General features: G+C 65.7%; 10 protein-coding genes. 7 read left to right on the top strand and 3 right to left on the bottom strand.

Annotation, left to right across the window (positions count from 1 at the left end; genetic code table 11):
- The 5 genes from BCUN_RS07435 to BCUN_RS07455 form a co-directional block, all read left to right on the top strand.
- On the top strand, positions 1–281 hold a 281-nt coding region (locus BCUN_RS07435; RefSeq protein ID WP_034258537.1), incomplete at its 5' end, for an IS3 family transposase.
- A gap of 315 nt (positions 282–596) precedes the next feature.
- Positions 597–1,673, top strand: a complete 1,077-nt coding sequence (locus BCUN_RS07440) for a carbohydrate ABC transporter permease (RefSeq protein WP_238552350.1) — start codon at positions 597–599, stop codon at positions 1,671–1,673.
- Complete coding sequence (locus BCUN_RS07445) at positions 1,670–2,593, top strand: carbohydrate ABC transporter permease (protein ID WP_238552351.1); 924 nt, start codon at positions 1,670–1,672, stop codon at positions 2,591–2,593. The genes BCUN_RS07440 and BCUN_RS07445 overlap by 4 nt, the downstream gene beginning before the upstream one ends.
- 175 nt (positions 2,594–2,768) lie before the next feature.
- A complete protein-coding gene (locus BCUN_RS07450; protein WP_033518391.1) occupies positions 2,769–5,474 on the top strand; it encodes a glycoside hydrolase family 2 protein in 2,706 nt (901 codons plus the stop codon).
- Between the two features lie 178 nt (positions 5,475–5,652).
- On the top strand, positions 5,653–6,684 hold the full coding sequence (locus BCUN_RS07455) for a LacI family DNA-binding transcriptional regulator (RefSeq protein ID WP_033518533.1): 1,032 nt from the start codon (positions 5,653–5,655) through the stop codon (positions 6,682–6,684).
- A gap of 555 nt (positions 6,685–7,239) precedes the next feature.
- Here BCUN_RS07455 and BCUN_RS07460 read toward each other — a convergent pair.
- The 3 genes from BCUN_RS07460 to BCUN_RS07470 all read right to left on the bottom strand — a co-directional run bounded on the left by BCUN_RS07460 (position 7,240) and on the right by BCUN_RS07470 (position 8,987).
- Positions 7,240–7,506 carry a hypothetical protein gene (locus BCUN_RS07460; RefSeq protein ID WP_152598225.1) on the bottom strand — a complete coding sequence of 89 codons (267 nt, stop codon included), beginning with the start codon at positions 7,504–7,506 and terminating at the stop codon, positions 7,240–7,242.
- A 95-nt stretch (positions 7,507–7,601) separates the two neighbouring features.
- A complete protein-coding gene (locus tag BCUN_RS07465) occupies positions 7,602–8,231 on the bottom strand; it encodes a YesL family protein (protein ID WP_033518530.1) in 630 nt (209 codons plus the stop codon).
- A 30-nt stretch (positions 8,232–8,261) separates the two neighbouring features.
- Positions 8,262–8,987, bottom strand: coding sequence for a hypothetical protein (locus BCUN_RS07470; protein WP_033518529.1), 726 nt, complete (start codon positions 8,985–8,987; stop codon positions 8,262–8,264).
- Between the two features lie 197 nt (positions 8,988–9,184).
- On the opposite strand from BCUN_RS07470, the gene BCUN_RS07475 reads away from it, so the two are divergent.
- Entirely contained in the window at positions 9,185–11,488 is a 2,304-nt protein-coding gene (locus BCUN_RS07475) for an alpha-galactosidase (protein ID WP_034258539.1), read from the top strand.
- A 247-nt stretch (positions 11,489–11,735) separates the two neighbouring features.
- Positions 11,736–13,010, top strand: a complete 1,275-nt coding sequence (locus BCUN_RS07480; RefSeq protein ID WP_051920918.1) for an AGE family epimerase/isomerase — start codon at positions 11,736–11,738, stop codon at positions 13,008–13,010.
- Positions 13,011–13,175 lie beyond the last annotated feature (165 nt).

The raw sequence follows: 13,175 nt of genomic DNA on the forward strand, positions 1-13,175 counted from the left end.
GGCAGTACCAGCAGCCCGCCTGGGCGCGGGCGTGCGCGCGCATGGGCATCGTGCGCAGCATGTCACGCAAGGGCAACTGCTTGGACAACGCCGCGACCGAGCAGGTGTTCGGTCATCTCAAGGACGAGTTCTTCCGGGGTCGTCAATGGGCTGACTATGAGTCGTTCAAGCGTGACCTGGAGGGCTACATCCGTTACTGGAACTCGACACGCTGCCAGGCAGCGGTCGGGGGCATGAGCCCCGACCGCTATGAGCAGGCGTTACTGGCCCTGGCCGGGTAGGGCCGGGGCATGGTAGACTGAGCACCCACACCATGAGGGTGGGTGACACTCATTAACCCCGTCCAGAAAACGGGGGACAGTTCATTTTTCGTGACATTTCTCACGGAGGGAGGCTTGCGGCAAGGAAGCTTCCGTGCCGGCGCTGCACCGGCGTGCGGGCGAATGGCTTGGAATTATTCGCGGCACGCCGTAACTTAAGCGCTTGACAAACTGGAAATACTGGCTTATATTGACTACCATCACTTATTTAGCAGGCAGGCAGAGGTGCCTGAAGGGTTCACTGAAGAACCCGAGAATAAGGAAGGAACAACCGTCATGACTACCACAACCACATTGCCGGCGGTGGACATGGGACCGGACGACATCCCGTTCAACAAGCACCAGCGCGATTGGCGCAAGATCGGCATCATCTGCCTGTTCTGCCTCATCCCGATCGCCCTGCTCGTGGTCTTCACCTACCTGCCGTTCTTCCAGATGTGCGGCTACAGCTTCTTCAAGATGAAGTACATCGGCACCCCGAAGTACGTGGGCCTGAAGAACTACACCGACATCTTCACCCGTCCCGACCTGCTGGCCACCCTCAAGCTCTCCGTCTACTACATGGTCGGCGCCATCATCCAGGTCGCCCTGGCCCTCTACCTGGCCACCATCCTCGCCTTCAAGGTCCGCGGCGGCGCCTTCTTCAAGGGTGCGATGTTCTTCCCCTACCTGATCAACGGCATCGCCATCGGCTTCATCTTCAAGTTCTTCTACACCCGCGGCTACGTGCTCGACTCCGTGCTCCAGTGGTGCGGCTTCAGCCTGGACAACCTGCCCTACTGGCTGCGTGACCAGAGCGTGAACAACTGGTCCCTGGTCGCATCCTCCGTGTGGCGCTACCTGGGCCAGACGATGATCCTGTTCATCGGCGCGATCATGTCCATCGACGGTTCCCTGTACGAGGCGGCGGAGATCGACGGCGCGAACAAGTGGCAGCAGTTCAAGCACATCATCCTGCCGGGCATCCAGACCATCCTGGTGCTCAACATCATCCTCGCCATCACCGGCTCCCTGTCCGCCTTCGAGGCGCCCTACGTCATCACCTCCGGCGCCAACGGCACCGGCACCTTCTTCGTCCAGATGGACAAGATCGCCCACTCCGACCAGAAGGTCGGCCTCGCCTCCGCCATGGCCGTGGTGCTCTTGGTCATCATCCTCATCTGCGCATTGCTGCAGAAGATCGTCATGAACTTCCTCTTCCGCGACGCCGACGACGGCACCGCCAAGGCCCGCAAGCACGCGCACAAGGTCGAGAAGGCGCGCCGCAAGGCCATGAAGCGCCAGAACAAGGTCGCCGTGGGCAGGACCAGCCTGTTCAAGAACGGCAACTCCCTGAAGGCGGTGGAGTCATGACCGCCGCAGCCACCACCCTGAACAACATCAACAACGAGAAGAAGGAACCTCTCATGCAGGAAGTCGAGAAGGTCAGTCCGCTGTACCACGTACGCCGCGGCGTGCTGGTGTTCCTCAAGTACCTCAGCCTGGTGTTCATCACCTTCTGCATCCTCCTGCCGCTGGTCTCCTGCGTGTGGACCGCCGCCAAGACGGATGCGGAGTACAAGACGGGCAACGTCATGGCCATGCCGTCGAACTGGTTCAACTTCAGCAACTACGTCGACGCCTTCAAGCTGTCCAACATGGCGGTCGCCTTCCGCAACAGCTTCATCGTGCTGGTGTGCGTGTGCTTTATGACCACCATCATCGGCACGCAGCTCGCCTACGTGCTCTCCCGCTTCCAGTTCCCCGGCAACGCCGTCATTCGCGGCGCCTTCACCCTGGCGGCCCTCCTGCCCGGCATCGCCATGCAGGTCGCGGTCTACAAGATCATGGGCTCCCTGGGCATGATCAACTCCCTGTGGGGATACATCATCATGTCGATGGGCACCGACGTCATCTCGATCTACATCTTCATCCAGTACTTCGAGAACCTGCCGATCTCACTGGACGAGGCGGCCATGATCGACGGCGCCAGCTACTTCACCATCTACGGCCGCATCCTGCTGCCGCTGCTCAAGCCCGCCATCGTCACCGCCCTCATCCTCAAGGGCGTCGGCATCTACAACGAGTACTACGCCGCCAACCTCTACTTGCAGGACAAGCAGAAGCTCGGCACCGTGGCCATCTCGCTGTATGCCTTCACCGGCCCGCAGGGCAGCAAGTACAACCTCATCTGCGCCGGCGTGATCGTCACGCTGCTGCCCGCCCTGATCCTCTTCCTGATCTTCCAGAAGCAGATCTACAACGGCGTGGCCGCGGGCGCCGTGAAGGAGTGACCGACCCAAGACTTACCTCTCCCTTTCCTCATCAATCGGGGCCCGGCCGCCGGCCTGCCGACGGGCAGGGCCCCGGTTTCCGATTCACTCAGTTCAACCATCTAACTAAGATGATGGCCGACCGGCACCTCGACGGCGAGCGCACCGCGTGCCATCCCAAGCAGAGGAGTTCACCATGACCCACACCACGAAGACCTTCGCCCCGCTGCACGGCGGTTGGACGCTGACCGCCATGAACCCGCAGGCCGTCCCCGCCGAGCTGCGCGAACGGCTGGTGGCCGGCATCCCCGCCACCGTACCCGGCGAGGCTACGCTGGACCTGCTGGGCGCCGGCCTGATCGACGACCCCTTCGACGGCGACAACGAGACGAAGCAGCAGTGGATCGGTGACGTCGACTGGCGCTTCACCTGCACCTTCGACTGGCACGACGACGGCAACGAGCGCCACGACCTGGTGGCCTACGGCCTGGACACGGTGGCCACCATCGCGCTCAATGGCGACCCCGTCGCGCAGACCGAGAACTGCCACCGCAGCTACCGCTGGGACGTGCGTCAGCTGCTGCGCGACGGCACCAACGAGCTGACCGTCACCTTCATGTCCCCCGTGCGCTACTCCGACATGATGGAGCAGCGACGCGGCTACTACCCGCACACCGAACACCACGCCTTCAACCAGATTCGCAAGCCCAGCTACACCTTCGGCTGGGACTGGGGCATCGACGTGGCCAACGCCGGCATCTGGCGCGAAATCGGCATCGACTCCTGGAGCGGCGTGCGCCTCGCCGAGGTCGTGCCGCTCGTGGACGTCGCCACCGACGGCACCGGCGTGCTCACCGTGCGCGTCGCCGTCGAACGCGCCGGCGAAGGCCGCATCATGAGCCCTGCCGACGCGCACGCCCAGCAGAAGCCCGTGCCCGTACACGTCACCCTCGACGGCTTCGGCGCCATGCTCGAAGCCGACGGTTCCGTGGACGCCGGCCGCAACACCGCGACCGTCACCATCGCCGTGCCCCAGGTCAGGCGCTGGTGGCCGGTCGGCTACGGCGACCAGCCACTCTACGCGCTCACCGTGCAGGCCGGCGCCGAACTCCAGGCCGAGTGGACCGGCCGTGTCGGCTTCCGCACCACGCACGTCGACACCCGCGCCGACGAGACCGGCCGACCTTTCCAGATCTACGTCAACGACGTGCCCGTGCATGCCCGAGGCTACAACTGGATCCCCGACGACGCCTTCATCTCCCGCATTTCGAGGCGCGACTACGAGCGCGGCATCAAGGACCTGGTGGAGTCCAACTCCAACATGGTGCGCATCTGGGGCGGCGGCATCTACGAGGACGACCATTTCTACGACCTGTGCGACGAATACGGCGTGATGGTCTGGCACGACTTCATGCTCGCCTGCGCCGCCTACCCGGAGGACGCCGAGACCAAGGAAGAGGTCGAGGCCGAGGCTCGCGAGCAGATCATCCGCCTGAGCCCGCACCCCAGTCTGGTCGTGTGGAACGGCTCCAACGAGAACTACGTGGCCTACTCCGAGTGGGGTGGCTACAAGCAGGCGCTGCGCGACGACGACCTGCCCGCCAACAAGTACGGCTACGGCGAGAAGCCGTGGGGCGACTACTACTACTCCGAGCTGTTCCCGCAGCTGCTGGCCGACCTCGACCCGACGCGCGTCTACCTGCCCAGCTCACCCATGAGCTTCACCGACTACGTGGACGCGAACGCCAGCGGCGACGGCACCATGCATATCTGGGACGCCTGGAACCGTGCCGACTATACCGTCTACGCCGACTACGTGCCGCGGTTCGCCGACGAGTTCGGCTACCAGGCGCCACCTGCCTGGAGCACCCTGACCGGCGCCGTGCACGACGAGAAGCTGGAGCCCTTCGGCGACCAGATGCTCGTGCACCAGAAGGCCTCCGGCGGCAACTACAAGCTCGCCCGCGGCATGCGCAGCCACATCACTCCCGGCTCCCTGAACGACGTAAGTTTCGGTGGCGTGGTCAACGGCAAGCCGAAGGACGGCCCGCACAGCTGGCTCATCCCCACCGACACCTGGGACGACATCGAGGACTGGCACTGGGCATGCCAGCTGCAGCAGGCACAGGCCATGCGCTTCGGCGTGCAGCACTTCCGCTCCCTGGCGCCCGTCAACGCCGGCGCGCTCATCTGGCAGCTCAACGACGACTGGCCGGTCGTCTCCTGGGCCGCCGTCGACTTCAACGGCCACCGCAAGCCGCTGTGGTACGCGTCCCGCGACTTCTTCGCGCCGCGCCTGGCCACCATTCAGCCGCGCACCAGCGAGGAATACCGCGCCACCCACAGCTGGGAAGGCGTGAAGACCGACACCGACCACCTCGAGCTCATCGTGCTCAACGACACCCGCGAGCCGTGGACCGGCGGCTATGACGTGCGCCGCATGACCCTCGACGGCACTGTGCTCGCCGAACAGCGCATCGACGTTGCCCTCGACGCCGTCGACCACCGCGGCTACCCGCTCGACGACGCCGTCGCCGAGTTCGATGACCCGACCGCCGAGCTCATCGTGGCCACGCCCAGCGACGGCGGGTTCCCGCGCGTCGTGCTCGACGGCGCCGAGATCCTCGACCAGCGGCTCGCCGCGCCGGCCGACGCCTTCGACGCCACCGCCGTGGCGGTCGACGGCGGCGTCGAGCTGACCGTCACCGCGAAGGGCTACGTGCGCGACCTGTTCGTCATGGCGGACAAGGTCGACCCGCAGGCGTGCGTCGACCTGGGCATGGTCAGCCTCCTGCCCGGCGAGTCCGTCACCTTCCGCATCGCGACGGACAGTACCGACGCCGACGCCTTCGCCGGCGCCAGGGTGCTCAGGAGCGCCAACGACCTCAAGCGCCAGTGGTGAACCGGCCGCTGCCCGCCCGCCGGTGCAGGCGGGCAGCGCCGCATTTCGCGAAACACGGCACTTTAGCGTTTCAGTAGCCGATTCGGATTACACTTAAGTCGTTCAGTTATCCAGGCGAAACGCCGACACGCAGCAAGGACCCACGTTGGCGTGGCACATGTAGACGGGGAGCAGAGCAATGGCAGCGCACAAGACGAAAGTCACGATCTTCGACGTCGCAAAGGCATCCGGCGTCTCCAGCAGCGCCGTCTCCTACGCCCTCAACGGCAAGCCGGGCGTCTCCGACGCCACCCGCGCCAAGGTGCTCAAGGTGGCGCGCGAACTGGGCTGGAAGCCGAACGGCGCCGCGCAGGCGCTCGCACAGTCCAAGACGCGGCGCATCGGCCTCGTCCTCGGCTACGATCCGCAGCTGCTCGCCGTCGAACCGTACATGATGAGCCTCATCTCCGGCCTCGGCGCCGAACTCGAGAAGCAGGACTACTCGCTGCTCGTGCGCCTGTCCATGGACGGCGACGAGGAGGAAGGCATCATCCAGGACTGGATCGCCACCGGCAACGTCGACGCGTTGCTGCTGCTCAACCTCGAAATCGGTGACCCGCGCATCGACCTCATGAAACACAACCCGCAGATGCCGACACTCGCCCTGGCCGACGCCTCCCTGACCGCCGGACTGCCCACCCTCACCAGCGATGACGCCGGCGCCGTCGGCATCGCCGTGCAGTACCTCTACGACCTCGGCCACCGCCGCATCGCGCGCGTCGCCGGCCCCGAGGAGCTCGGCCACTCCTACATCCGCGACGCCGCCTTCTCCCAGATAACCACCGAACTGGGCATGCGCTACCGCTGCCTGCACACCGACTACACGCCCGAGGCCGGCGCCGACGCCACCAAGCGCCTGCTGAGCGTGAGTTCCGCACCCACCGCCATCATCTACGACAACGACGTGATGGCCCTGGCCGGCGAGAGCCAGGCCGCCGTACTCGGCGTGAAGGTGCCCGACGAGCTGTCGATCATGAGCTGGGACGATTCCTTCATGTGCGAGGCGGCGCATCCGGGCATCACCGCCTTGCACCGCGACATCGTCGGCTCCGGCAGGATGGCCGCGCAGCTGATGCTCAAGCTGATCAACGGCGAGGAGGTCGGCGTGGAGGAGGAGTCGCCCTACGCGCTCAAGGAGCGTGAGTCCACCGCCCCCGCACCCAAGGGGTAGGGAGCCTGAGGGCCGTCTGGCAACAGGGAGAGTGCCCACCGCCCCTGTGTGGGGCAAGGACCGGGATAATTGTGGGCCGCTGGCCGGAGAGCGTATCCGGTCGACCCTCATGCCTTCTCCTCATTGGCATGAAGGCCAGTTCCGGGCATATTCTTGGCCGGCAGTCCGACACTCTCGCTGTGTCGCGACTTTGGAAGGACGGCCATCAGCGCGGATTGAGGCGAGATTGGCTTCGGAGAGTCGTTTTGGCCTATAACCCGAAAATGGCTATTTTCCAACACCCATACTTGGGGTACCGGCCAAAAACGACTCTCCGAAGCCAATCTCGCTGCCACGGGTGTGGACCGAGCCGCCAGACGCGACCGTCGGCAGCGTTTCCGGGCGCCTGAAGTCTCAGATTGCTTGCCGTGGGACCGGTTTATGTTGAGAGATATCTTTTTCGGGGCACGGTCCGGTATGCACGAAAGGAAAACGGCGGAATGCCAAGCTTTCTGCTAAGTGGATACTTGCCCATACGCCCCAGATTGATATCTCTCAACGAAAATACCTCATGATTCAAGCTTTCTTGATGATCTGCAATATTATGATTGCTGCAATGATGGCCAATGAATAAAGCGCGCAGTAAGGAAGAATGCACCAGGCGCCGGCACTGTTCTCTGCATGGCTGGTGTAGTACTTGTATGCCATATATGTGTGGATGCAGCCGAACCCAATGAGCCCGACTGCGGTGATGACCTGCATGATGGTGAGAAGCCAGCCGTAGCTTGCCCGCAATTCATCCCACGACATGAATTTGACCCCCTCTTCTGCTCGTTGCACCAAGTCTTTAAATATTTGATGTGCTACTGTGCTTCACTCCAAGCATGACAGTGAGAGCGACTGAATGACTTTTGATGTTCAGAAAAACGAACAATTTCTTATTCGCGTGCCTTGAGGTCGAAGGCCTTCACCGTCATGCGCATCTGGGCCCAGAAGGTCACGCCGTAGCCGACGATCACCCATAGCAGCGGCACCCACACCACCGCGCCGGGCACCAGGGCCAGCAGGACCACGGGCAACGCCCACAGTGCCACGATCACCAGCGCCACCAGCGGCTTCATCAGTGCCAGACGGGCGGACTGGCTGATCTGCGCCCACCAGCCGAGCTTGCTGCGGCCGCTCAGGGGCAGCACGAAGGCCAGGGCCATCGCCACAATCACGAAGAGGGCCACGATGACGCCGTAGAACAGCGAGGCGCCGTCGCCCCTCCAGGTCGATACCCACCACAGGTCGAAGGCACATAGCGCCCCCAGCGCCGCGAAGACCAGCGTGAACACGCAGCTGGTGCCGAAGCGACGCTTGAAGGCGCGCCAGAAGCCGCGGAACACGCCCTCGTCGGTGTCCTCCACGATCTCGCGCGCCATCTCGTAGGCGGCACCGGTGGAGGCGCCGATCGTGAAGACGGGGATGCAGCACACCGCCCACGCCATGGACAGCATGGCGAGGTCGCCGATCCTGCCCATGAGGATGTTGTAGGGGTTGTCCTGCCGGAAGATGCGTGAGCTCATCGTGGTGCCTTTCTGCGGTCGCAGGCCGCGTCAGTCGTAGAGATAGTCGAGGAAGGCCTGCGCGGCGGCGGCCTGCCTGGAGTTGGCGGCGATGCCGGCCAGGGCGTCGTCGTCGGTGGCGTAGCGGTGCCAGCCGGCCGCGTCGGCCAGCCACAGGCCGTAGGGCAGCGCCTTGCCCTGGCCGCTGCCGGATTGGTCGACTTCGTCGGTGACATCGGAGTCGTCGAAGCCGGCGAAGTCGCGCGCGTCGCCGCGCAGTGCCTGCCACTGGGCGGCCGGCAGCGCGGTGGCGAGGTCGGCGAGGTAGCCGTAGCCGGAGAGCTGCTCGAAGACGGCGGGCGGCGCGACGATCACGTCCACCTGCTCGCTGGCCAGCAGCGTCTGCAGCTTGGTCAGGCCGTCCTTGGCGGTGTCGAAATAGTCGTCGACGACCACGTCGGCGCCGATCTTCCGCTCGTACGCCTCCTCCAGCTTGGCCGCCTCTCCCAGCGGCAGCGTGCTGTCGACGACGGCCACGTAGAGCGCGGGCTGCTCGTCGCGGTGGGCGATGCGCACGGCCACGAAGACGACCATTGCCAGGGCGACGAGCGCGGCGAGCAGCGGCAGCAGGAAATGTTCGCGGAAGTACGCGGGCTTGTCCTTGGCGGGCAGCTGGCGGAAGATCCGGAACCTCGACTCGCCGGCGTGCGCGGGCGGCTCGGAGAGCGCCTCGACGGCGGCGCGCTGTTCGTCGGTCAGCTGGTGGTCGCTCGCCATGGGTTCCTCCTTGTGTGCCGTCGGCAGATGTTCGGGTGCACATCCTTGTGTCGCGCGTGTCGTGCGCGATGGCCGGTTACTGTGTTCCGGAACGCACATTCACCATGTCACATTTGCCGTACTTAAACGCTTAATATATACTGATGTCTCGCGAAAGTCAAATAATGGCCACGCATGCATGCGACAAAGGAGACGACATGTTCGACCAAGGTAATCATATCGTGATGCGCCGCGACGGCGTCTGCGTCATCCTCAAGATGCCCCGGGACGAGATGCCGCAGGTGGAGTACTGGGGACGCGACTGGGGATTCTCCGACGCCGAAAGCGCGCTCGCGGCCCTCGACGCGATGACGCTCAAGGTCACGCCGCCCGCCGAGAAGCCCGACGCAGCCCTGCGCCCGTCCCTGCTGCCCCAAGGCGCCGAGGCCTTCGCCGGCCGCCCCGGACTGGAGGCCCACCGCGGGTCCGCGCCCGTCTTCGTGCGCTGGACGTCGGTCGAGGCGCGCGGCACTGCCGCGGACGCCGAACCGGGCAGTGAGAACACCCGCGTGACCGTCTCCGCCACCGACGCCACCCACGGCGTCGCCCTCGAACTCGAACTCGAGCTCAAGCCCGGCGGCCTGCTCGTCGAACGCCAGCGCGTCACCAACCAGGGTGCGGCCGCCGCCCGCACTTCGAAGTCCCCTGAACTTAAAGCGGGCAGTGTCACGCAGTGTTTCACGCACGTTATGTCAACCGCCGACCCGGTGCCCGCTTTAAGTGAGGAGAACGACGCAGCCGCCGCGCCGCTCGTCGTCAACTGGCTCGACGCGGTCATGCCGATCCCGCGCCGCGCAGACCACCTCACGCAGTTCACCGGCCGCTGGGCGCAGGAGAAGCAGCCGGCCACCGGGCCGCTGCCCGTCGGCTCCGTCACCCGCGACTGCCGGCGCGGCAAGACCGGCCACGACACCCCATGGCTGTTCATCGCCTCCGACGGCGAGCCGCGCTTCGGCGAGGGCGAACTGTGGGCATGCCACCTCGCCTGGAGCGGCAACCAGACCTATCGTCTCGACAACCTGCCCCAGCACGAGCCTCTGCTCGGCGCCGGCGAACTGCTCGGCCCCGGCGAGATGCGCCTGGCGCCCGGCGAGACTTACGAGGCGCCCGAAGTGTGCTTCTCCTGGTCCGACCGCGGCCTCGACGGCATGGCCGCGCGCTTCCACACCTGGCTGCGCGCGCTGCCCGGCCACGTGAAGGGCGAACGTCCGGTCACGCTCAACACCTGGGAAGCCGTCTACTTCGACCACGACGCGGCGACGCTGCTCAAGCTCGCCGACGTCGCCGCGCGCGTCGGCGTCGAACGCTTCGTGCTCGACGACGGTTGGTTCCACCTGCGCCGCGACGACAGCCGCGGCCTGGGCGACTGGGTCGTCGACCCGGAGGTGTGGCCGGACGGCCTGGACGCCCTGCCTGCGCACGTGCACGGCCTGGGCATGCAGTTCGGCCTGTGGTTCGAGCCGGAGATGGTCAACCTCGACTCCGACCTCGCCCGCGAACACCCCGACTGGATCCTGGCCGAGCCGGCCGCCGTGCCCTGCCGCGAGGACATCTCCTACCGCAACCAGTACGTGCTCGACCTGGCGAACCCGGACGCCTACGCACATGTGCACGACCAGATGGCGGCGCTGGTCGGCAGTCTGGACATCGACTACATCAAGTGGGACCACAACCGCGAGGTCACCGAACCCGTGCACGACGGCCGCTACGGCCTGCACGAGCAGACCGAGGCCGCCTACCGGCTCTTCGACCAGCTCAAGGCGGAGTTCCCCGGCCTGGAGATCGAGAGCTGCTCCTCGGGCGGCGCGCGCACCGACGCCGGCATCCTCCAGCACGCCGACCGCATCTGGGCTTCCGACTCCAACGACCCGCGCGACCGCGTCGACATCCAGCGTTTCACCGAGCTCATCGTGCCGCCGGAGATGATCGGCGCGCACGTCGGCCCGTCGCCGGCGCACTCCACCGGCCGTGCCACCGACCTGAGCTACCGCGCCGCCATCTCCCTGGAAGGCTGCCCCGGCTTCGAGTGGAACCTGCTGGAGTGCTCGGACGAGGAGATCGCGCAGATCACGCGGTTCGTGTCGCTGGTCAAGGAACTGCGCGGGCTGCTGCACTCCGGCGAGGTCCGTCACGCCGACTTCCACGGCGCCGCGCTGCGCGGCCGCGGCGTCGTCAGCGCCGACGGCACGCACGCGGTATGGGTCGTCGCGTCGGTCGCCGCCCTGCAGGACGTGCTCACCGAACGGCTGGTGCCGGCGGGGCTGGACGCCGGGCGCACCTACCGTGTGCGCCTGCGCGAGGAGATTGGCGAGTCCCAGTGGGGCTGGACCAACCCGCAGTGGGTGGCCGCCGCCCGCGGCGACGGCTTCGTCGCCAGCGGGCGCCTGCTGCTCGGCGTCGGCCTGCAGATGCCGCAGCTGTGGCCGATGCAGGCGATGGTCCTGGAGTTCCAGGCTCTGTAGGCGGTGGCTGATGCTTTACACATTTTTCGGCTTTCTGAAATTGTGTAGGGCTGTGGACTGCACAATTCCAAATTGTGCAGTCCACAGCCCTACACAATTTCGTGGCGCCGAAAAATGTGCAGGCGCCACGGCCTGTCGGCTTGCGGCTTAAGCGCTTCAGTGCTATTGTGACAGGCATCTACCGGCTGCCGTGCGCGGCAGTCGGCTCGTCAAGGACGACTACAGACAAATAAGTAAGAAGGACATCATGACCACTGCACCCACCCCGGCCGCAGAACTTGACGCCAAGTACCAGCTGGGCACCGACGACAACCGCGCGTTCCTCGACGCCGCGCGCGACGACCTCATCGAGTTCGGCCGCCGCTTCCCCTCGCCGGACGGCAGCTCCTACTGGCTCGGGGACGACGGCACACCTTGGGCGGACCGCAACCGCGCCACCTGGATCACCTGCCGCATGACGCACGTCTACTCGCTGGCCACGCTGCTGGGCGTCGACGGCGCCGCCGAGCTCGTCGACGCCGGCCTCAAGGGGCTGCGCGGCGCGCTGCACGACGACGAGAACGGCGGCTGGTACCCGGAGATCACCCCCGACGGCGGACACGTCGCCGACAAGCAGGCGTACGCGCACGCCTTCGTGCTGCTCGCCGCGTCCTCCGCGCTCCTCGCCGGCCGTCCCGGCGCCGAGGAGCTGCTCAAGGACGCGCAGGGCGTCTACCTGACCCGCTTCTGGGACGACGAGACCGGCCTGAGCGTGGACACCTGGAACACCGAGTTCACCGAGCTCGACCCCTACCGCGGCCTCAACGCGAACATGCACTCCGTGGAGGCGTGCCTCGCGGTGGCCGACGTCACCGGCGACGACAGCTGGCGTGAGCGTGCCGGCCGCATCATCGACCACGTGATCGGCTGGGCCGAGCAGAACGACTGGCGCATCCCCGAACACTTCGACTCCGACTGGAACGCCGACCTCGAGTTCAATGCGGACAAGCCGGACGACCAGTTCAAGCCCTACGGCGCCACTCCCGGCCACGGCATCGAATGGGCGCGCCTGATCACGCAGTACGCGCTGAGCGTGTACGGGATGGAAGGCGTGCGCGACGGCGAGGGACGGAAGTACCTCGACGCCGCCGAGCAGCTCTTCGCGCGCGCGGTGGCGGATGCCTGGAACGCCGACGGTGCGCCCGGCCTGGCGTACACGACCGACTGGGAAGGCAAGCCGGTGGTGCATGACCGCATGCACTGGACGCTGGCCGAAGGCGTGAACACCGCCGCCACCCTGGCCAAGGTCACCGGCAAGCAGGAGTACGCCGACTGGTACGCCACCTTCCTGGCGTACATCGACGAGTACCTGATGGACCACGAGAACGGCTCCTGGTTCCACCAGCTGGATGCCGAGAATAACGTGATCGGCACGGTGTGGCCGGGCAAGTCGGACCTGTACCACGCCACGCAGGCGATGATGATCCCCTTGCGCGACCCCGCGCTCTCCATCGCGCCGGCGACGAAGGCGCAGGCCGAGTAGTTTCGTTGCATTTGAATTAAAGCGGGCACCCGCTTGCACGGTCTCTCGTCCTTAAAGCGGGCACCCGCCCAGTGCCTTTTCCTGAATTAAAGCGGGCAGTGCCACGCGCTGTTTCACGCACGTTATGTCGGCCTCCGACCCGGTGCCCGCTTTAAGTACGGAATT

Origin of the sequence: Bifidobacterium cuniculi, from assembly GCF_000741575.1 — a bacterium.
Taxonomy (GTDB): Bacteria; Actinomycetota; Actinomycetes; order Actinomycetales; family Bifidobacteriaceae; genus Bifidobacterium; species Bifidobacterium cuniculi.

Excerpts from the sequence above, each read along its gene's own strand:
- BCUN_RS07450 (WP_033518391.1), top strand. The coding sequence starts at position 2,769 with ATGACCCACACCACGAAGACCTTCGCCCCGCTGCACGGCGGTTGGACG.
- BCUN_RS07440 (WP_238552350.1), top strand. The coding sequence starts at position 597 with ATGACTACCACAACCACATTGCCGGCGGTGGACATGGGACCGGACGAC.
- BCUN_RS07475 (WP_034258539.1), top strand. The coding sequence starts at position 9,185 with ATGTTCGACCAAGGTAATCATATCGTGATGCGCCGCGACGGCGTCTGC.
- BCUN_RS07455 (WP_033518533.1), top strand. The coding sequence starts at position 5,653 with ATGGCAGCGCACAAGACGAAAGTCACGATCTTCGACGTCGCAAAGGCA.
- BCUN_RS07480 (WP_051920918.1), top strand. The coding sequence starts at position 11,736 with ATGACCACTGCACCCACCCCGGCCGCAGAACTTGACGCCAAGTACCAG.
- BCUN_RS07445 (WP_238552351.1), top strand. The coding sequence starts at position 1,670 with ATGACCGCCGCAGCCACCACCCTGAACAACATCAACAACGAGAAGAAG.
- BCUN_RS07465 (WP_033518530.1), bottom strand. The coding sequence starts at position 8,231 with ATGAGCTCACGCATCTTCCGGCAGGACAACCCCTACAACATCCTCATG.
- BCUN_RS07470 (WP_033518529.1), bottom strand. The coding sequence starts at position 8,987 with ATGGCGAGCGACCACCAGCTGACCGACGAACAGCGCGCCGCCGTCGAG.